This window comes from Mesorhizobium sp. ISC15 (assembly GCF_037162615.1).
Lineage (GTDB): Bacteria > Pseudomonadota > Alphaproteobacteria > Rhizobiales > Rhizobiaceae > Mesorhizobium > Mesorhizobium mediterraneum.
Genome location: NZ_JAVSPX010000001.1, coordinates 5,779,697 through 5,798,638 on the forward strand (window position 1 = coordinate 5,779,697; position 18,942 = coordinate 5,798,638).

General features: G+C 60.5%; 19 protein-coding genes. 16 read left to right on the forward strand and 3 right to left on the reverse strand.

Features of this window, described 5'->3' with window-relative positions:
• The first annotated feature begins 20 nt into the window (after positions 1-20).
• Positions 21-992, forward strand: a complete 972-nt coding sequence (locus RPG13_RS27850) for a quinoprotein relay system zinc metallohydrolase 2 (protein WP_337126540.1) — start codon at positions 21-23, stop codon at positions 990-992.
• Positions 993-1,109: 117 nt separating this feature from the next.
• Positions 1,110-1,973: a quinoprotein dehydrogenase-associated SoxYZ-like carrier gene (locus tag RPG13_RS27855; protein WP_127205136.1), complete on the forward strand. Its 864-nt coding sequence runs from the start codon at positions 1,110-1,112 to the stop codon at positions 1,971-1,973.
• Positions 1,974-1,996: 23 nt separating this feature from the next.
• On the opposite strand, the gene RPG13_RS27860 is transcribed toward RPG13_RS27855, so the two are convergent.
• On the reverse strand, positions 1,997-2,350 hold the full coding sequence (locus tag RPG13_RS27860; RefSeq protein WP_095489000.1) for a hypothetical protein: 354 nt from the start codon (positions 2,348-2,350) through the stop codon (positions 1,997-1,999).
• 686 nt (positions 2,351-3,036) lie between these two features.
• On the opposite strand from RPG13_RS27860, the gene RPG13_RS27865 reads away from it, so the two are divergent.
• From RPG13_RS27865 to RPG13_RS27880, 4 genes are all read left to right on the forward strand, one after another.
• On the forward strand, positions 3,037-4,935 hold the full coding sequence (locus RPG13_RS27865) for a methanol/ethanol family PQQ-dependent dehydrogenase (protein ID WP_337126541.1): 1,899 nt from the start codon (positions 3,037-3,039) through the stop codon (positions 4,933-4,935).
• A gap of 181 nt (positions 4,936-5,116) precedes the next feature.
• A complete protein-coding gene (locus tag RPG13_RS27870; RefSeq protein ID WP_127292010.1) occupies positions 5,117-5,641 on the forward strand; it encodes a c-type cytochrome, methanol metabolism-related in 525 nt (174 codons plus the stop codon).
• Positions 5,613-6,506: a quinoprotein dehydrogenase-associated putative ABC transporter substrate-binding protein gene (locus RPG13_RS27875; RefSeq protein ID WP_337126542.1), complete on the forward strand. Its 894-nt coding sequence runs from the start codon at positions 5,613-5,615 to the stop codon at positions 6,504-6,506. The genes RPG13_RS27870 and RPG13_RS27875 overlap by 29 nt, the downstream gene beginning before the upstream one ends.
• A 10-nt stretch (positions 6,507-6,516) precedes the next feature.
• Complete coding sequence (locus RPG13_RS27880) at positions 6,517-7,074, forward strand: PQQ-dependent catabolism-associated CXXCW motif protein (protein WP_128285182.1); 558 nt, start codon at positions 6,517-6,519, stop codon at positions 7,072-7,074.
• A 58-nt stretch (positions 7,075-7,132) separates the two neighbouring features.
• On the opposite strand, the gene RPG13_RS27885 is transcribed toward RPG13_RS27880, so the two are convergent.
• Entirely contained in the window at positions 7,133-7,270 is a 138-nt protein-coding gene (locus RPG13_RS27885) for a hypothetical protein (protein ID WP_164547143.1), read from the reverse strand.
• A gap of 220 nt (positions 7,271-7,490) precedes the next feature.
• Between RPG13_RS27885 and pqqB the strand changes: the two genes are divergently transcribed.
• Genes pqqB through pqqE form a run of 4 tightly spaced genes read left to right on the forward strand, consistent with a single transcriptional unit; the run spans position 7,491 to position 10,595 of the window.
• Positions 7,491-8,429, forward strand: a complete 939-nt coding sequence (gene pqqB, locus RPG13_RS27890; protein ID WP_337126543.1) for a pyrroloquinoline quinone biosynthesis protein PqqB — start codon at positions 7,491-7,493, stop codon at positions 8,427-8,429.
• Positions 8,426-9,184: a pyrroloquinoline-quinone synthase PqqC gene (gene pqqC / locus RPG13_RS27895; RefSeq protein ID WP_337126544.1), complete on the forward strand. Its 759-nt coding sequence runs from the start codon at positions 8,426-8,428 to the stop codon at positions 9,182-9,184. The genes pqqB and pqqC overlap by 4 nt, the downstream gene beginning before the upstream one ends.
• Positions 9,181-9,477, forward strand: coding sequence for a pyrroloquinoline quinone biosynthesis peptide chaperone PqqD (gene pqqD / locus RPG13_RS27900; RefSeq protein ID WP_337126545.1), 297 nt, complete (start codon positions 9,181-9,183; stop codon positions 9,475-9,477). The genes pqqC and pqqD overlap by 4 nt, the downstream gene beginning before the upstream one ends.
• Complete coding sequence (gene pqqE, locus RPG13_RS27905) at positions 9,474-10,595, forward strand: pyrroloquinoline quinone biosynthesis protein PqqE (RefSeq protein WP_337126546.1); 1,122 nt, start codon at positions 9,474-9,476, stop codon at positions 10,593-10,595. The genes pqqD and pqqE overlap by 4 nt, the downstream gene beginning before the upstream one ends.
• A 9-nt stretch (positions 10,596-10,604) precedes the next feature.
• Here the strand turns inward: pqqE and folP are convergent, their stop codons facing one another.
• Positions 10,605-11,438, reverse strand: a complete 834-nt coding sequence (gene folP, locus RPG13_RS27910) for a dihydropteroate synthase (RefSeq protein WP_127292026.1) — start codon at positions 11,436-11,438, stop codon at positions 10,605-10,607.
• Between the two features lie 106 nt (positions 11,439-11,544).
• Between folP and RPG13_RS27915 the strand changes: the two genes are divergently transcribed.
• The 6 genes from RPG13_RS27915 to RPG13_RS27940 all read left to right on the forward strand — a co-directional run bounded on the left by RPG13_RS27915 (position 11,545) and on the right by RPG13_RS27940 (position 18,929).
• Positions 11,545-12,015, forward strand: a complete 471-nt coding sequence (locus RPG13_RS27915; RefSeq protein WP_095488990.1) for an SRPBCC family protein — start codon at positions 11,545-11,547, stop codon at positions 12,013-12,015.
• A gap of 23 nt (positions 12,016-12,038) precedes the next feature.
• A complete protein-coding gene (locus RPG13_RS27920; protein WP_095488989.1) occupies positions 12,039-12,455 on the forward strand; it encodes a GFA family protein in 417 nt (138 codons plus the stop codon).
• Positions 12,456-12,616: 161 nt separating this feature from the next.
• Complete coding sequence (locus RPG13_RS27925) at positions 12,617-15,745, forward strand: ATP-binding protein (RefSeq protein WP_337126547.1); 3,129 nt, start codon at positions 12,617-12,619, stop codon at positions 15,743-15,745.
• 29 nt (positions 15,746-15,774) lie between these two features.
• A complete protein-coding gene (locus tag RPG13_RS27930; protein ID WP_337126548.1) occupies positions 15,775-16,932 on the forward strand; it encodes a YcaO-like family protein in 1,158 nt (385 codons plus the stop codon).
• Between the two features lie 4 nt (positions 16,933-16,936).
• The gene (locus RPG13_RS27935; RefSeq protein WP_292645987.1) at positions 16,937-17,665 is read left to right on the forward strand and encodes a TfuA-like protein; all 729 of its coding nucleotides are present in this window, start codon (positions 16,937-16,939) and stop codon (positions 17,663-17,665) included.
• Positions 17,666-17,729: 64 nt separating this feature from the next.
• Complete coding sequence (locus RPG13_RS27940; RefSeq protein ID WP_337126549.1) at positions 17,730-18,929, forward strand: hypothetical protein; 1,200 nt, start codon at positions 17,730-17,732, stop codon at positions 18,927-18,929.
• The last annotated feature ends 13 nt before the right edge of the window (positions 18,930-18,942 follow it).

Sequence of the window (18,942 nt, forward strand, 5' to 3'; positions counted from 1 at the left end):
AATGCATATCGGGGGAAGCCATGCCGATCGATAGGGTACGACGCAAGCTTATGAGCGGCTTCGCCTGCACCGCGGTTAGCGCCGCGATGCTGCCCTGTTGCCTCGGGCGGGCCGCTCTTGCCGCTGCCGGCGGCCTTGAAGTCACGGTCAGGAAAGTCGCCGACGGCGTCTTCGCTTTCCAGGGCGTGGATGAATTGATGAACGCCGCCAACCAGGGCGCGATCTCTAACCTGGGCGTCGTCGTCGGGACCGATGCCGTTGCCGTCATCGACAGCGGCGGCAGCATGGTCGAGGCGAACGCCTTCATCGCCGCGATCGGCAAAATAAGCCCCAAGCCGGTTCGCTACCTGATCAACACCCACATGCACCCCGACCACATCTTCGGCAACGCGGCATTCCGGGAGATCGGCGCGACCATCGTCGGCCATCACAATCTGCCGCGCGCGCTTGAGGCGCGCGGCGCGTTCTACCTGCAAAGCTTTCGCCAACAGATCGGCGACGCGCTCATGAAAGGGGTCGAGATCATACCGCCGACGATGCTGGTCGATGATCGCCTGCAGCTCGACCTCGGCGGGCGCGTGCTCGAATTGCAGGCATGGAAAGCGGCGCACACCGACAACGACCTGACCGTCTTCGACAGCGCGACCCGCACGCTGTTTGCCGGCGATCTCGTTTTCGTCGGTTCCTTGCCGACGCTCGACGGATCGCTGCTCGGCTGGCTTCGCCAGATGGATGCGCTCGCCGCGATCGGCGCCGCGCGCGCCGTGCCGGGTCATGGCCCGGTGCCGGCCGACTGGCCGGAGGCGCTGACGGCGGAGCGGCGCTATTTCGAGGTTCTGGCGCGCGACATTCGCAAGGCGATCGCCGACGGGATGCCGCTCAGCGAGTCCGTCAAGACCGCCGGCGCAAGCGAACGGGGCAATTGGCATCTGTTCGACGAGTACAATGAGCGCAATGCAACGGCCGCCTTTGCCGAACTCGAATGGGAATAGACCGCACGACAAGCGCTGGAAGTGGACGAGGTCGATCGATTTGCCAACGCATCGTCAAGGGCTTATCCTCGACATCAGCCTGGGCACCACCTCTCTGACATTGGTGGAGGCATCGAAATGCAGAACCACGCTTACCGGAGCCGGCAGCCCGCCTTGCCGCTCGCAGCCATCCTTGCCGCGATCATCCTGGCTGCTGGCACGCTCGTTGGTTCCTCCGGAGCCGCCAACGCGCAGCAAACAACCGCATCTTCGGACAGTATCTGGCAGGATTTGAAAGGCGACGTGTTCGGCGATCGGGCAATTCTGGTCGATAGCGGCGTCGTCAGGATCGAGGCACCGAAGCGGGCGCAGGATGCCGCCATCGTGCCCGTCGACATCTATATCGACCCCGCCAAGGCGCCTGACGGCATCAAATCCGTCACCTTGATCATCGACGTCAATCCGGCACCGGTGGCGGCGACGTTCCAGATCGGCAAGGACGCCGGCGTGACGCATCTGTCGACGCGCGTGCGCGTCAACGACTATTCCTATCTGCGTGCCATAGCAGAAACGCAGGGTGGCGAGCTCCACATGGCTCAGACCTTCGTCAAGGCATCGGGCGGATGCTCGGCCCCGGCGGTCAAGAACCAGGACGAGGCGCTGGCGACGATGGGGCAGATGAAGCTGCGCCAATTCCCGCCTCAAGAGACGATGACAAAGGCACAGGAATTGCAGCTGATGATCCGGCACCCGAACAATTCGGGCCTGCAGCGCAACCCGCTGACCCAGTATTTCATCCCCGCGCATTTTGTTCAGAAACTATCGATCTCGCAGGCAGACCGGCCGATTCTCTCGATGGAAGGTGGAATATCGATTTCGGAAGATCCCAATTTCCGATTCGATTTCACGGCGCACGGCAATGGCCAAATCCAGGTCGAAGCTATCGATACGGATGGCAAGGTATTTCGCAATCAATGGCCACTGGAGGCTACGGGGCTCTGAAGCCGCGTGCGCAACGCGTTTGTTTAAAAGCAGCGCACGTCGGCTTCCGCCTGCGCGCGCTTCAGTTCCGTGCTCGCGGCTTTTGCCGGCGCGCTTTCGCGAAACAGTCCCGAACGCTCCCCTGTCGTCAGGGACATGCTCTTGAAGGTCTCGGCCCTTTCATAATCCTCGAACGGAAGGATCGAGGCGATGACGTCGATCGAGCAGGAACAGCTCTCCAGCGCCCGACGTGTCTGGCCATTCGTCTGCATGCAGCCGAGCACATAGTCGACAACCGTCACCGTCGGATAATCTCCGGCGGCGCCGGCCGGATTGGCGAAGGCCAGGGCCGATGTAAGCAACAGCGGCAAGGTCGAAAAGCCGACATATCTGAGCATGGGGAACCCTCCGATTGGTCTGGACGCGATAGATCGACCCGATGGATCGAGCCCGATGGATCGAGACAGATCACAGCACCAGTTGGCCTCGTGCCACCACGCCAGTCAAGTTCTCATGCAGGCCGTATAGTACCAAAGGAGCAGGGCCGTGCCGGCCGGCAAAAGGCCTCCTCGACGACACGATCACCCCCTCCGAATCCCGGTGCCGACCTTCATTTCATGTCTCCTCCACTATCGGCACCCCGAGCGACACGCGCATACTTAATTTCACACGATCCAATGAATATTCATAAATAAAACTTAATACATTCCGTCCAAAAAATACGCAAAATTGGGTAACTTATATAAATCCAGCCTCATTCACAGTCGATCAATAGCTTTCTGTATGAGTTTTTTCATATCTATTTCTCTATATTGCAGTGCAACATAGACGGAAGTGATTTTTCTTGCCTTCCGCTTGGGGATGACATAGCTTCATCCTGTTTCCGGCTTCAAGGGCGTCACCGTCATTAGGGAGCGGCGACAGTCTTTCGTAGGCCAAGTGGGATGGGCAGTAACGGTGCCCTCTGCTCATTCGGCTTAGGTCGTGACACGCTGCCGGAAATACTTCCCCCACATGAATCGCTTGGGCAAGCCCTCGTGGGCTCAACGGACGATTCGTCATTGTGAACCCTGGGAGGACTTTGATGCGTGTATTTGCGAAAACTGCCTACCTACTAACGACCGCGGCGCTCATGTCGTTCGGCGCGGTCCACATGACGTCGGCCAATGAAGAACTAATGAAAATGGCCGAAAACCCCAAGGACTGGGTGATGCAGACGGGTGACTACGCCAACACCCGCTTTTCCAAACTTAACCAGATCACCAAGGACAACGTGAAGAACCTGCAGGTCAAGTGGAGCTTCTCCACTGGCGTGCTGCGCGGCCATGAAGGCGGGCCGCTGATTATCGGCGATGTGATGTATGTCCACGCGCCGTTCCCGAACACCGTCTATGCTCTCGATCTCAACAATGACGGAAAGATCCTCTGGAAATACGAGCCCAAGCAAGACCCCAATGTTATTGGGATCATGTGCTGCGACACGGTCAATCGTGGCGTCGCCTATGGTGACGGCAAGATCATTCTAAACCAGGCCGACACCACCGTCGTGGCGCTCGATGCCAAGACCGGCAAGGTCGTCTGGTCAGTCAAGAACGGCGAGCAGACCGACGGCGGAAAGGGCGAATCCGGCACGTCAGCACCCGTAGTCGTCAAGGACAAGGTGCTGGTCGGCGTCTCCGGCGCTGAATTCGGCGTTCGCGGCTGGTTGGCCGCCTACAATCTGGCAGATGGCAAGCTCGCCTGGAAAGCCTATTCGGAAGGTCCGGACGCAGACACCCTGATCGAACCCGAGAAGACCACCCATCTCGGCAAACCTGTCGGAAAGGATTCCGGCACGAACACCTGGGAAGGCGAGCAGTGGAAGACAGGCGGCGGCACGACATGGGGATGGTATTCCTATGATCCCAAGCTGAACCTGGTTTACTATGGTACCGGCAATCCCTCGACATGGAACCCGGTCCAGCGCCCAGGCGACAATCGCTGGTCCATGACAATCATGGCTCGCGATGCGGATACTGGTGTTGCCAAATGGCTCTACCAGATGACCCCGCATGACGAATGGGACTTTGACGGCATCAACGAGATGATTCTCGTCGATGGCATGGAGGTCGGCGGCGCCAAGCGCGACGTGCTGGTGCATTTCGACCGCAATGGCTTTGCCTACACCATGGATCGCGCCAGTGGCGAACTTCTCGTCGCCAAGAAATACGATCCGGCAGTGAACTGGGCGACGGAAGTCAACATGGACCCCAGCAGCGACCAGTATGGCCGCCCGCAGGTCGTGGCCAAATATTCGACCCAGGCGAACGGCGAAGACACCAACACGACGGGCATCTGCCCGGCGGCGCTTGGAACCAAGGACCAGCAACCGGCGGCCTATTCGCCGAAGACCGGCCTGTTCTACGTGCCGACAAACCATGTCTGCATGGACTATGAGCCTTATAAGGTGAGCTACACTGCCGGTCAGCCTTACGTGGGCGCCACGGTGTCGATGTATCCTCCCCCTGGAGCCGACCACATGGGCAACTTCATTGCCTGGGATGCTGCCAAGGGCGAGATCGTCTGGTCGAAGCCCGAGAAGTTCTCGGTGTGGTCGGGCGCGCTGGCAACCGACGGCGACGTCGTCTTCTACGGCACGCTCGAGGGCTACATCAAGGCGGTCGATCATGACGGGAATGAACTCTACAAGTTCAAGACCCCGTCCGGCATCATCGGCAACATCACGGCCTACGAGCATGGCGGCAAGCAGTACATCGCCGTTCTGTCCGGCGTCGGCGGATGGGCCGGTATCGGTCTGGCAGGTGGACTGCTTTCGCCCGAAAACGCCGCTGCCTGGCATGGCGCCGTCGATCAGGGCCGTGAGCAAGGCGACGAGACTGCGGTCGTTGGGACTGCTGGTCTGGGAGCGGTCGGTGGCTACGCAGCACTGGCCGACTACACGACGCTGGGCGGTCAGCTCACCGTCTTCGGTCTCCCGGACTGACACACGGGAACCTTAGGCACACGCCTCGGGTCTTGTGAAAAGACCAAGGCTTGAAAAGCGAGAGCCCGGATCACCGGGAAGCCAGGACCGGGCTCTCGATTTCGCCGCGCCCCAAAACATCGATCAATGCCGCTTCACGACAGAAAAGCCCGTGTCCGTGGCAAATGAAGGAAGATACTGAATGTCCGTTCGCATTGTAATTTCCGCCCTCGCCCTGGCTCTGCTGCCTCTGGCAAGCTCAAGTCTCGCGCAGGCCGAGGACAGCGCGGAAAAAGCCAAGGCGGTGACGGAAGAGGCCGGCAAACATTTCGACGCGGAAGGAAACCCGACCTACAAGATCGAAAACGGAACCGTGGATTGGTACACGTTCAGCGGTTATCGCCGCTATCACTCCGATTGCCATGTCTGTCACGGACCGGACGGCACCGGTTCGAGCTATGCGCCGGCCCTGGTCAACAGCCTGAAAACCATGGATTACGGCACGTTCCTCTCGATAGTCGCCGAAGGCCGCAAGAATGTCGGCGGCGGCAAGGAGAATGTCATGCCTGCCTTTGGCGACAACAAGAACGTCTATTGCTACATGGACGATCTCTACGTTTATCTCCGCGCCCGCGCCGACGGTGCGGCGCCCCGCGGCAGGCCGCCAAAGAAAGCAGACAAGCCACAAGCAGCGAAGGATGCCGAAGCATCCTGTATGGGTGGATGATATGATTGGCCGCGATGCGTTGAAGCTGCGCTTTGTCCTGTCGATCCTCGGCGCACTCGCCTTGCTGCCTTCGAACGCCAAGGCGCAGGACGCCGGCCTTGGTGCCGCAGGAGAACTGGTCGACCCCGATATTCTGCGCGTCTGCGCCGATCCTTCGAACATGCCTTTCACCGACAAGAGCGGCGAAGGCTTCGAAAACAAGCTGGCCGAACTGGTTGCAGCTAAAACCGGTCGGAAGTCCGTCGCCTACACATGGTTTCCCGTTGTCGCCGGCTTCGTGCGCAACACGCTGGTCGCCAACCGATGCGACATCATCATGGGCTATGCCCAGGGCGACGAACTGGTGCAGAACACCAACGCCTACTATCGCTCCTCCTATGTGCTGGTGCACCCGAAGGGCAACGGCATGGAAGGTGTCGAGACGATCGAGGATCCGAAACTCACCGGCAAGAAGATCGGTGTCGTCGAAAGCACGCCACCGACTGCCAACATGGCTGCCAACAAGCTCTTGCGAACGGCAAAAATCTATCCGCTGGCGGTGGATACGCGCCTCACCCCTTCCATGGGGGAGGTCATGATCAAGGACATGCTCGCCGGCAAGATCGACGCGGCGGTCATTTGGGGACCGATGGCAGGCTACTATGCCAAGAAACTCGGCGCCGACCTCACGATCGTTCCGCTGGTGAAGGAAAAAACCGGCTCGCGCATGTCCTATCGTATCACCATGGGCGTGCGTCCATCCGACCAGGAATGGAAGCGGTCGCTCAACCGGGTGATCAGGGAAAACCAGGCGGAGATCAACAGGATCCTGCTGGACTACAATGTGCCGCTGATCGACGAGCACGATAACCCGATCACGCAATGACGATGCCGGTATGAAGGGAAAGGAGACGATTTTGCTGGTCGCTGCAGGCCTTCTCAGTCTGACCGAACCGATGTGGGCTGGCGATATCGCCGAGCCCGGCGGCTACCGGATGGACGAATATCGGGCGCCGGTGCCGCAGACGCTGCAAGGCGCGAGCGTGGTGACGACGGCAGAGGCCGAGGCGCTCTGGCGGGAGAAGAAGGCGGTGTTCTTCGACGTCATGCCGAACACGCCGAAGCCGGCCAATTTGCCGGCAGGAACGATTTGGAGAGAGGCGATCAGAAAGGACATCCCGGGCAGCATCTGGCTGGCCAACGTCGGTTACGGCGCTATCTCCGAGGAGACCGCCAGCTATTTTCGCCAAGGCCTCGCGGCCGAAGCCGGTGCCGACAAGTCGCGCGCTATCCTGTTCTATTGCATGACGAATTGCTGGATGTCCTGGAATGCCGCGAAACGGGCCGTCGAATGGGGCTACAGTTCAGTGATCTGGTATCCGCTCGGCGCCGATGGATGGGAAGGTGCAAACCTTCCGCTGGAGGAGAAGAAGCCTTACGTGATCAGCAATTGAAGCATGAGCATTGTTATTTTCGAACGTCTTGTTTTTCGATTTTTCAGAACCTACCGTTTCATTTGTCCATTTTGAGAGCTGATGGACGAGCCATTGCAATGGTGCCCAGCAATGGTTGACTGAGAAAAGGATCGGCCCCTTCGGGCTGGTAGAAGAGGAGAAATGCCATGAAGAAGAGCTGGACAAAACCGACCATGTGCCAAGTCGCTGCGGGCTTCGAAATTTCGCGGTATCTGCCTGCTGAAATTCCTCCCAAGAAGTAGGCCGCAGAGGTGCGTGTCCCTGGCAACGGGGACACGCACTTTCTTGCCGCGTGAGATCTTCGTGGAAGGCGTTGACGCGTTCGACGCGGGCGCGAAGTCATTCACGGCCGAAAATTTCCTGCTGGTTGAACAAGCCGCAGAGCGGGCATTGCAATGCGCTTGAAGATCATCGGCTCGGCGGCAGGCGGCGGCTTTCCGCAATGGAATTGCAACTATCGCCTGAGCCGCGCGGCTCGCAGCGGGGTGGCTGGCGTGCATTCGCGAACCCAATCAAGCATCGCCGCGTCAGCGGACGGGGCCGGCTGGGTTCTCTTCAACGCCTCGCCCGATATTCGCCAACAGATTGCGCAAACGCCCGAATTGCAGCCCGCGCACGATGCGCCGCTGCGTTCGACGCCTATCCGTGCGGTGGTGCTGACCAATGCCGATGTCGATCATGTCGCCGGGCTGCTCAGCCTGCGTGAGCGGCAGCCTTTCGCTATCTATGCAACGACACAGGTTCTGGCGACGCTGGAGGCGAATTCGATTTTCAATGTTCTCGATCCGGCGCTGGTGCCGCGACGCAGCTTGCCGCCGGCGAAAGAACTGGCGATCTGCGACGCAGACGGCCACGACACCGGCGTTGCTGTCGAGAGCTTTCCCGTGCCCGGGAAGATAGCGCTCTATCTCGAGGAAAGAAGCCAGCCGGACGCCAATTTCAGCTCCGACGCCGGCGACACGATTGGCGTCCGTATCGCCGGCGCCGGCCGGCGCGGCTCCGTCTTCTATGTACCGGGCTGCGCGCGCATCGATGCGACCTTGCGCGCGCGCCTAGCCAATGCCGCCTGCCTTCTGTTCGACGGCACGGTCTACATGGACGACGAGATGATTGCCGCCGGCGTCGGCCAAAAAACCGGTGCGCGCATGGGGCATCTGGCAATGTCGGGAGACGCGGGCTCGATCGCCGGCTTGGCCGATGTGAGGATCGGCCGCCGTGTCTTCGTCCACATCAACAACACCAATCCTGTTCTGGACGAGAATTCCGCCGAACACGCAGCGGTCAAAGCGGCTGGCTGGGAAGTCGCCCGCGACGGGATGGAGATGGAATTTTGAGCAATTTCCACGACGCGGCCAGGAACGGCCTGTCCTCCAGCCAGCTCGAAGCCGTGCTGCGTCAGGTCGGTGCCGAGCGCTATCACAACCGCCACCCTTTCCATCACAGGATGACCAGCGGTGCGCTGTCGAGGACCGAGATGCAGGCCTGGGCGCTGAACCGCTATTGCTACCAGGCCGTCATTCCGCGCAAGGATGCCATGATCCTCGCGCGTGCCGAGGACCCGGCGTTTCGCGCCGCCTGGCGCAAACGCATCGAAGACCACGACGGCGAGGACGGCTGGAGCGGCGGCATTGCGCGCTGGCTCCATCTGGCGACCTCGCTCGGTCTCGATGCCGACGCGGTGAAGAGCGAAAGGCTGGCGTTGCCGGCGACACGTTTCGCGGTCGGCGCTTACCTCTCCTTTTGCACGAATCGGACGCTGTTCGAGGCGGTCGCCTCGTCGCTGACCGAGATGTTCTCGCCGCTCATCATCGGCGAGCGGGTTCCGGCGATGCTGGCCAAATACGACTACATCACCGAGGATACGCTGGCCTATTTCAGCCGACGGCCCGAACAGGCCTCGCGGGACGCCGACTTCGCCCTCGCTTACGTGCTCGGCCATGCCGACACGGCGGAACGCCAGCAGCAGGCGATCGATGCGCTGGTGTTCAAATGCGATATACTCTGGGCCATGCTCGACGCGCTTCAACACGCCTATGGCGAGCCGGGAAACATACCGCCCGGCGCCTTTCGTCCGGAGGCAGCCCTATGATGGCGCTGCGCGAAAGAGCCATTGTGTCGCCGCAGTTGGTGCCATCGCTGCCGCAGCACGTGCGCATACAGCACGACCCGGTGCGGCAGGCGTTCGCCGTGCTTTCGCCCGAAAAAATATTTTGGCCGAACGACATCAGCCTCGACATATTGCGCCGCTGCGATGGGCGATCGACGGTCGGCCACATCATTGCCGACCTTGCGGCGGAATATGACGCCGAACAGGAGGCCGTGGCCGCCGACGTCGTCGCCTTCCTGCAGGAATGGTCGGACAAGCTGCTGGTGAAGCTATGAGCGAGCCCCTTCTCCCTCCGATCGGCATGCTGGCGGAACTGACGCATCGCTGCCCGCTGCAATGCCCTTATTGCTCCAATCCGCTCGAATTGCTGAAGGCCAATCGCGAACTCGACACACAGACCTGGCTCGACCTGTTCTTGCAGGCGGCCGATCTCGGCGTTCTCCAGGTGCATCTGTCCGGCGGTGAACCGACGCTGCGTCGCGACCTCGAGCAATTGATCGCCGGGCTTTCGGCGCGCGGGGTCTACACCAACCTGATCACCGCCGGCGTCGGCATTGCCGAAGGCCGCATCGAGGCGTTTGCCGAAGCCGGGCTCGACCATCTGCAGCTGAGCTTTCAAGGCGCACGGCCGGCGACCACCGACCGCATCGGCAACCACAAAGGCGGCCACGAAAAGAAGCTGGAGACGGCACGCCGGGCTCGCGCGGCCGGCCTGCCGCTCACCATCAACGCGCCGATCCATCGCCACAACATCGAGGAAGTGCCGGAATTCATCGATCTAGCGCTTTCACTGGGCGCGGAGCGGCTCGAGATCGCCAACGTGCAGTATGCCGGCTGGGCGCTGACCAATCGCGATCAACTGATGCCTGAGCGCGATGCAGTTGAACGGCAGGCGGAGATCGTCGCGGCGGCACGCGAACGGCTGACCGGCATCATGAACATCGATTTCGTCCCGCCGGATTATTTCGCCATCTATCCCAAGCCGTGCATGGGTGGCTGGGCGCGAGACGCCTTCATGGTGACGCCGGACGGCACCGTGCTGCCATGCCATGCCGCGCAGACCATCCCGTCGCTCAGCTTCGAGCGTTTTGGACCGCGCAGCCTGGCCGATATCTGGACCGATTCGCCAGCATTCAATGCCTTTCGCGGCACCGACTGGATGCAGCAGCCCTGCCGCAGCTGCGAACGGCGTGAAATCGACTGGGGCGGCTGCCGCTGCCAGGCGATGGCGATCGCCGGCGATGCCGCCGCGACGGACCCGGCTTGCGCGAAATCGCCAATCCATGCGCGCATGGCAATGCTGATCGACGAAGCCCAGCGTGCTGCGGCAGTTCCTTCGAAGGACGAACCATTCGTCTACCGGCGGATCGGCGTCGTGACCGAGCCCGCCTGACGCGCTCTTCTATTCCGCGGTCTCGCGCTCGCGCACCGCGTCGGCGAAAGCCAGCGCATCGCGGTTGACCGCGACATTGTGCACGCGAAAGATCGAAGCGCCCTTCAACCGCAGGATGACGCTTGTCGCCGCTGTGCCGACGTCGCGCCCCTCGTCAGTTCCGCCGACCAGGTGACGGGCAAGACGCTTGCGTGACGTGCCGACCAGCAATGGAAAACCGAGAGCGCGCAATTCGCCGAAGCGAGCCATGAGCTCAAGGTTTTCCTCTCCATCCTTGGCGAAGGCGAAGCCCGGGTCCAGCACGATCCGATCATCCGGGATGCCGGCATGGCGCGCGATCTCCAGCGATCTGTTCAGGAACAGGAACTGGTCGGCGATCACATCCGCCAGTTTTTCACGGCCGCGCCCGGTGTGCATGATGACGAGGCCGGCGCCGGTTTCCGCCGCGACATGCGCGATGTCGGGTTCGCGCTGCAGGCCATGCACGTCGTTGACGATATGTGCGCCCGCCGCGACCGCCAGACGCGCCGTCTCGGCCCGATAGGTGTCGACCGAAACCAGGCTGCCGCCGTCGGACGACAGCGCCTCGACGACCGGCAGGATGCGCGATTGTTCCTCGCGCGCCGAAACGGCCCCGGCGCCGGGCCGGGTGGACTCGCCGCCGACATCGATGATCGCCGCACCCTCGCCGATCATGCGCCGCGCCTGCTGGATCGCCCGCTCCGGCCGATCGAATTCTCCCCCGTCGGAAAAACTGTCGGGCGTGACGTTCAAAATCCCCATCAGCAACGATCTCGCGCCAAGATCGAGATGCCGTCCATGAGCAAGGTGCCAGCGCATCATGCATCAACCTTCTGTCATATCAGAATCCATTCGCGACACGATTGTCACTCACACGATCGCGGTTTCCTCATCTACCTATGCTCGTGAAACAAAAAGGAGCCTAGCAATGACCAAGGAAGCGATCAGCTTTACTTACTATATCGTTTCGACGCCGGGAAAGGTGTTTGAGGCCATAACGAAACCAGACCTCGCACGGCGCTACTGGGGCCACGAGAACGTCTCTGACTGGAAGCCCGGTTCGAGCTGGGAGCATATCCGCGCCAATGATGAGCGGAGCGTCGAGCTCGTCGGCAAAGTCATCGAGGTCTCCGCGCCGACCCGTCTCGTCATCACCTGGGCAAACGCTTCGCAAGCGTCCGATCCGGCGAGCTACAGCCGGGTGACCTTCGAGGTCGAGGAATACGAGGCCATGGTCCGGCTGACCGTCACCCATGACGAGCTCGAAGCCGGCAGCGGGATGGCGAACGGCATCAAGCGCGGCTGGCCGATCGTCCTCTCCAGCCTGAAATCCTTCCTCGAAACGGGTCAAGCGATCGATGTCTTCGCGAAGCCGCGCGCGTCCGAACGGGCGGCCTGACCGCGAAACAGGGAGCCGAGCACATGAGCACTCTCTACACCGGCGGATGCGCGTGCGGCGCGGTTCGCTACGAGGCTAAGGCAACCCCCATCTTCGAGAACCACTGCCACTGCCGTGATTGCCAGAAAAGAAGCGGCACCGGTCATGGATCCTATCTGACGTTTTCGTCGCGAGCGGACGTGACGATCACCGGCACGACGACGGAGTGGCGTGTTGCGGCGGACAACGGGAATGTGAAAATCCATTCCTTCTGCCCGGTCTGCGGAACCCCTGTCTACCTGACATACACCGCCATGCCGGACCCGATCACGGTCCATGCAGCAAGCCTTGACGATCCGGGCCGGTTCAATCCGACCGTGGTGACTTACGGTATCCGGGCCCTCCCCTGGGACACGATGGAAACCGGGTTGAAGACGTTCGAGAAGATGCCATCAGGCTAACCGGCGGTCAGCGAGCGTGACGCACATCGTCCGAAGTATCGCTTATGATGAGGGTCGTCCGAGCGCTCTGGTGAATATTAGCGCATTTGATAGTATCGCTCCCACTCCGCCAGCCAAGGCACCGTAGCATGTCGGAAAAGGGTCGAGTAGAGCCTCCAATCGTGGCCCTTGCCAAGGGCGTTCTGAGCAAGGTCGACGGTAGTGTGTCCGACGTTCGCAGCGAGCGGCGCGTTATGACAGCTCTCTGTTATGATCTGGTCGGATCAACCGACCTGCTCGCAGTTCTGGATATCGAGGACTATGAAGAACTGATGTCGGCCTTTCGGCGTGCGGCAAGACAGGCAATCTCATCGTACTCGGGCGTTGTCGTGAGCGAGGCCGGCGACGGCGGTGTCGCACTTTTTCCAGCAGAGATGGAGGCAAAGGACGCGGCTTCGCAAGCGATCCGGGCAGGACTCGAAATCATTGAAGCGTGCAAGCGGGTCGGGCTGGAGAAAGACCATACGGACCTACATGTTCGGGTCGGGATTGCTACATCCATGACCCTCGTTCACGGGGACGGCGGTGACCCGGCGCATGCCAGCGTCACGGGCCCTGCTTTGGCCATGGCGACGCGGCTCCAGGCTATGGCTCATCCGGATGCAATATTGGTGTCCGATGAGACCCGAAATCTGGCGCGGCGGTCCCACGTTTTCAGTTTTCGTGGCATTCACGTTATTAAGGGTTTCGCGGAGCCGCAGCGGACTTGGCGTGCCATCAGCCACAAGCGGGACGTTGACCGCTTCTTCGCCTTCGGGCGCTTGAACAATACGTTTATAGGCCGTGGGGACGAACTGGCCACCATCGCCGCATGTTGGCATGATGCCGTCGCCGGCAAGGGCGGCGTCATTTTAGTTCAGGGTGAGGCCGGTATCGGCAAGTCTCGCCTGCTTTATGAAGTCCGCAAGAGGACACGCTTTCAGCGGGCAAAATTGCTGCTTTTTCAATGCCAGCCCGGCGGCTCCCACTCGGCCCTTTATCCTCTGCTGCAAAATGTTCGGAGTGACCTCGCTGGCAAAGAGGGTCGGCTGGAGACTTCAGACGTAGCGGAGGTCTTCGCAAATCAAGGCGTTCACGATGACGAAGTGGTCGACATCTTCTCGTTTCTACTTGGGGCTGAAGGATCGAATCCCGCTCTGAAGGAGGCTGATCTCAAGGTCATCCGGGAGAAAGCCGCCTGGGCAGTTCGCAGAAGCATAGAAGCCATATGCGAACGCGGACCACTCATCCTGGTGGTCGAAGACATACATTGGATCGACCTCACGTCGAGGCAATTGCTGGCGGAACTTGCACTCTTCATTCATCGGGTGCCCGTGCTTCTCATAATGACTGCGCGACCTGGATCTGAGACTTTTTCAGGGTTCCGGGACTTGCCGCATATTACTCTGAAGCCGCTCGATCGCGAGGAAACGCGACAGGCAATCATGGCCATGCGGCCGGAAATCGGGTCAGCCGCGCATTCGGAACTCATTAGCATGGTGGAGGAGGTAACCGGGGGCGTGCCTCTTTTCATCGAGGAAATCTGCCAATGGATCGCCGAGAATGCAGCCTCCATAACGGATCGCCTTGCGCCAGCCGGCTCATCGAGCCGAATATCGGTGTTTGAAGGCATCCTTCAAGCCAGGCTGGAAGCCTTGGGCCCTGCAAGGGATGTGGCACGAGCGGCCGCCGTCGCCGGCAATCGTTTCAATCTGGAATTGCTCCAGAAGCTGTTGCCGGAATACAGTGACGAGACGATCGGGAATGCACTGGACACCCTCATCGAGGCGGGATTCCTGATCCGGGTCAGGCCTTCCGGCGAGCCCGACTATGGATTTCGTCATGCCCTGATCCGGGAGACAATCTACAATGCATTGCTGCGGAGGAGACGGCAGGCCCTCCATCAGTCGCTTTTCTCCGCTGTCGGCCGCGACCGAAATCTGGCCCCGTGGCTGGGTACGGCTGAACTGGCAGAACATGCTGAACGCGCTGGCCTTATCGAGGAAGCGATCGATCAGTTCATCGCAGCCGGCCGGGAAAGTTACGTCCGCTCTGCAATGGCCGAGGCGAGACAGATTCTCGACCATGCCATGACCCTTTGCCAGCGAGTGAGAAGGCCGGACAAGCAGGATGTTTTGCGCCTCGCCGCGATGATGCCGCTCGGGCCGATACTTACAGCCACGGAAGGTCCAAACTCGCTGCCGGCCCGCAAACTTTACGAGGACGGGGTAGAGATCGCCAGGCGGCGGCCACCCGGCGAGCGTGCGAAGTGGTTTCCGATCTACTGGGGTTGGTGGTTCACCGGCCCCACCATCGACGGGGAACGCGCACGGACCGTCCTCACCGACCTGAGGGATGTCGACGACCCCGAAGTGCAGTTTCAGGCCCGACACTGCGTTTGGGCAATCGAATTCAATCTTGGGCATCACAAGAACTGCATCGCGGCGGTCGACGAAGGACTTGCGCTCTATGGGACGGGCCAAAGGGCAGGGAATGCCACTCTGTTCGGCGGCCACGACGCCAGGGTCTGCGGCCTGTCGCATAGGGGTCTCTCTCAATGGTTTACCGGCCGGGCCGCAAGCGCAGTTCGGTCGTTGGCTGAAGCCAGGCGCTGGGCAATGCAAACGGCGCATGTTGGTAGTATCGCCCATGTCTACATCAACGAAGCGATGCTTGATTGCTATCGCCGCGATTTCTCGGCGCTGCGAGGCGTCATCGCCGATATCCGCGAATTGACGAAGCGCCACCATCTGCCCTCCCTTGCCGCCTTGGCGCAAATTCTCGAAGGCTGGTGCGAAGGAAATGCTGCTCGGATAGAGCAAGGCAGGGACCAGATCAAGGAGGGTCTCGCGATCCACGGCGAACTCCAGACGCCGGAAGACTATCCTGTCTACTACGGCATGCTGGCAGAGCTTCTGGCCCGGACAGGCGAGACTGACGAGGCCCTTACGCTTGTCTCTTCCGCGGCTGCGGAAGCCGAAGCAGGTGGCAGTCTTTCTTGGCTCGCCGAACTCTATCGGCGAAAGGCCCATCTCCTTCTACTTAGAGGTTCCTCAGGCATGGAAATTGTTGCCGCGCTTTCCAAAAGCCTGGCTACCGCCGATGAGCAAAACGCGGTGCCAATCCTGCTCAATGCATACGAGATGCTCAGGACATGGGGCGTATCAGAGGAACTATCCCGGCAGTACCGCAGTCGCGTCGACCTAGCGAAATCAGCCATCGAGCAAGGCGCGGCGTTGTACGTCAATCTAGAACCGAGCCTGCGCCACTAGCCTGCGCGGCTGGGAGATCGGGAGCCTCCATGCTGGAACGATACGAGCGCTCGGGTCCTCCGCCGCGCGAAGCACTCATGCGGCTAATGACGATGCGCGAGCTCTTGGGCATCACACGGATTGCAGACATCACAGGTCTCGACGTGCTCGACATACCCGTGGTTCAGGCGGTCAGGCCTTTCTCCCTTTTAAATTCCGTTTCGCAAGGCAAGGGGTCGACCAGAACCGAAGCTGCGGTATCGGCCATTCTCGAGGCCGCAGAGTCCTACTTTGCCGAGCGCTTGGCGCACTACGACCCCATCGCGGCCTCCGCAGACTCCCTGAATATTCCTCCTGAAAGATTCGAAGCCCATCTCCAGCCAGGTGTCGACCCGGGCTGGCGCAGCAGGGAGATAGCTTGGATTCATGCCGAGAATATCCTCAAGGGTGGTCTGCAGGATTGGGTCCCATTCGAGCTTGTACACACTGCCTACGTGTTCCCGCCGCGGCCCCACGAGGAAATCTTCGCTTCATCGACGTCCGGCCTGGCGGCCTCCTTCGAGGAAACGGACTCTATTCTGCACGGGATAATGGAATGCATCGAGCGCGACGCACTCACGCGGGCGGAGCGAATCCATGGCTTTTTCCAGCGCCGTCGAATTGACCCGAGAACGATCGACGATCCGACAGTTGCGAGCCTTCTCGAAAGCCTGGAAGCCAAAGGCCTGCTGGTCGGGCTTTGGCACGCCCCCTCACCGCTGGGACTACCGGTGATCTGGTGCCATCTCATGGAGGATCGGCCGCCGGAAACTGCAATTCTTCACCATCCGGCAGAGGGCTCGGCTGCAGGTTTCGATGCCGCGTCCGCGATCGTTCACGCAATCTACGAGGCGGCGCAGTCGCGACTGACGGCGATCTCCGGCGCCCGTGATGACCTGACGCGTGCGTCCTATCCAAAATATCCCGATTGGCAAAAAATTGCGGCGCACCGACGCCTCCTGTCCGACGGCCCTCGCGACGTACATTTCCAAGCGATTGCCGGGCAGAATTACACCAGCGCCGGAAATAGGATGTCCGCTCTTCTCGCACAGATCGAGGGCGCAGGAATCGACACAGTGTACATGATTCAGCTCGATACTAGACCGCTCGGCGACCTGTCGGTCGTCAGGATCGTCATACCGGCCTTAACGCCGCTGTTGCATGGCTAGGCAAATGCGTCCCAAGCTGGTCTTTGCCGGTCCCACCCTGTCACAGGGCGAAGTGCTGGAAGTGGTGGAGGCGATCTGCCTTCCGCCGGCTGTGCAGGGTTCGATCATTGCGGCCGTGCAGCATTTTGATCCGAGTGCGATAGTCATCATCGACGGCGGCTTTCAGTCGGAGCCGGCGGTCAGGCACAAGGAAATCCTTTGGGCAATAGCGAAAGGTGTTCCGGTAATAGGCGCGGCGAGCATGGGGGCTCTTCGCGCTGCGGAACTCTTTCCATACATGCAGGGAGTGGGGCTCATCTACCGGTGGTATCGTCGTTTTGCGTTTGCGCCTGACGATGCAGTGGCCGTGCTGCACGGACCATGGGAGGTAAACTCCGCGCCCATAACCCACGCGCTGATCGATCTTCGCATGACGGTTCGCAGGGCCTGCCGTCGAGGCATCATTTCGGCTGAATACAGAACCAGCCTGGAGCGCGCCGCGCGAGCTCTCAATTTTCGCGAGCGCACGCTCTCCCGCATGGTCGGTGACGCCTTGTCATGCGAAGGTGATCTCGTTGTCGAGAAATATCAGGAGATCCTCGCCGCAGCTTTCGTTCAGCAAAAGAAGCAGGATGCGCGTGATGCACTCCGGCTATTGGATCACGGTTTATTCAAGGAGCCTGCACCCCTGCCAGATTTCCAATTGACGGCGGCTTTCTTTAAGGATCTCGACGAAGCCGGGTTAGAGATTTGAAAGCATCAGGGCGAGAATTTTCAATCTCAATTTACAATACGTAAGATTTTGCTAATGTATTAAAATGAGAGGGGCTGAGCTACTAGGAACGCTCGATCGATCCAACGATGAAAGTCGCTCCGTCGGCACGCGCTTCCTGCTATTTCCGCAGGTGCCCCACCTTGCCAATTACGGCACACCCGAGACCGTCTGGATATCGACCCCGCCGGGCCGGTTACGCCCCGGTCCGGAGGACCATCGCATCTATGTCCGCGATCCGCTCCTCGACAAGGAACCTTACGAGTATCCCTATCTGCCGCCCTTCGTTGGCGAGGTCTTCCCGTCGGCGGAACCCGCCTACGACGGTCACTTCGACCGGATTTCATTGAATTCACGTCAGTTCCTGGCGGCACACGCCTTCGGGGCAGTCAGCCGGGTCCTGGACATCTGGGAAAGCTACCTTGGGCGGCCGATTACCTGGTACTTCGCCGAAACCTATGAGCGGCTGGAGATCATTCCGTGGGTCGACTGGAACAACGCCCAGTCTGGCTACGGTTATCTGGAACTCGGCGTGGACAGGGCGCCCGACGGTCGAAATTATCCCTATGCCCTCAACTTCGATACGATTGCGCATGAGGTCGGCCACGCGATTCTGTTTTCCCTTTTTGGAGTGCCGGCAAATGGCTTGAAGACCGGCGACTTCGCGTCGTTCCATGAGGCGAGCGCCGACATAACGTCGCTTCTGTCCTTCCTGCATTTCGACAGCGGTCTCGACCGGCTGCTGCGCCACAGCAACGGCAACCTCCTCGTCCTGAACGAGCTCAACCGCATTGCCGAACTGATCGGCGACCGGCAGATTCGCCTCGCCAGCAATTCGCGCCGCATGTCTGAGGTCTCCGACGAAATCCATGACAGGTCGCGGCCCTTCACGGGGGCGGTATTCGATACGATCGTAGACACCTACCACGCGAATCTCGTGAGTGATGGACTAGCCGACGAACGGCTTCTCGATATCGACATCAGGGATATCGACGAGGCCGCCATGCACCGCATCTCGGATTTCACGGCGCTGGCCTTCCGTGCCAGGCCGTTCCTGTTCAAGAGCGCGCTTACCCGGGCGCGTGATGATGTGGCGCTGACCCTCGCCCGGACCTGGTCCAGCCTCGAAGCTGACGATCTGACATTTGAGAATGCCGCGATGGCCGTTGCCGAAGCTGGCGGTCGCATCGCGCCGGCGCTGGGCACTAAGTTCGAGGAAAACTTCAGGTGGCGAGAAATTTCATGAACTGAATTGTCAA

Bases quoted from the DNA above. Each gene is read 5' to 3' on its own strand.
- RPG13_RS27850 (WP_337126540.1), top strand. From the start codon at position 21: ATGCCGATCGATAGGGTACGACGCAAGCTTATGAGCGGCTTCGCCTGC.
- RPG13_RS27855 (WP_127205136.1), top strand. From the start codon at position 1,110: ATGCAGAACCACGCTTACCGGAGCCGGCAGCCCGCCTTGCCGCTCGCA.
- RPG13_RS27860 (WP_095489000.1), bottom strand. From the start codon at position 2,350: ATGCTCAGATATGTCGGCTTTTCGACCTTGCCGCTGTTGCTTACATCG.
- RPG13_RS27865 (WP_337126541.1), top strand. From the start codon at position 3,037: ATGCGTGTATTTGCGAAAACTGCCTACCTACTAACGACCGCGGCGCTC.
- RPG13_RS27870 (WP_127292010.1), top strand. From the start codon at position 5,117: ATGTCCGTTCGCATTGTAATTTCCGCCCTCGCCCTGGCTCTGCTGCCT.
- RPG13_RS27875 (WP_337126542.1), top strand. From the start codon at position 5,613: ATGCCGAAGCATCCTGTATGGGTGGATGATATGATTGGCCGCGATGCG.
- RPG13_RS27880 (WP_128285182.1), top strand. From the start codon at position 6,517: ATGAAGGGAAAGGAGACGATTTTGCTGGTCGCTGCAGGCCTTCTCAGT.
- RPG13_RS27885 (WP_164547143.1), bottom strand. From the start codon at position 7,270: ATGGTCGGTTTTGTCCAGCTCTTCTTCATGGCATTTCTCCTCTTCTAC.
- pqqB (WP_337126543.1), top strand. From the start codon at position 7,491: ATGCGCTTGAAGATCATCGGCTCGGCGGCAGGCGGCGGCTTTCCGCAA.
- pqqD (WP_337126545.1), top strand. From the start codon at position 9,181: ATGATGGCGCTGCGCGAAAGAGCCATTGTGTCGCCGCAGTTGGTGCCA.
- pqqE (WP_337126546.1), top strand. From the start codon at position 9,474: ATGAGCGAGCCCCTTCTCCCTCCGATCGGCATGCTGGCGGAACTGACG.
- folP (WP_127292026.1), bottom strand. From the start codon at position 11,438: ATGATGCGCTGGCACCTTGCTCATGGACGGCATCTCGATCTTGGCGCG.
- RPG13_RS27915 (WP_095488990.1), top strand. From the start codon at position 11,545: ATGACCAAGGAAGCGATCAGCTTTACTTACTATATCGTTTCGACGCCG.
- RPG13_RS27920 (WP_095488989.1), top strand. From the start codon at position 12,039: ATGAGCACTCTCTACACCGGCGGATGCGCGTGCGGCGCGGTTCGCTAC.
- RPG13_RS27930 (WP_337126548.1), top strand. From the start codon at position 15,775: ATGCTGGAACGATACGAGCGCTCGGGTCCTCCGCCGCGCGAAGCACTC.
- RPG13_RS27935 (WP_292645987.1), top strand. From the start codon at position 16,937: ATGCGTCCCAAGCTGGTCTTTGCCGGTCCCACCCTGTCACAGGGCGAA.
- RPG13_RS27940 (WP_337126549.1), top strand. From the start codon at position 17,730: ATGAGAGGGGCTGAGCTACTAGGAACGCTCGATCGATCCAACGATGAA.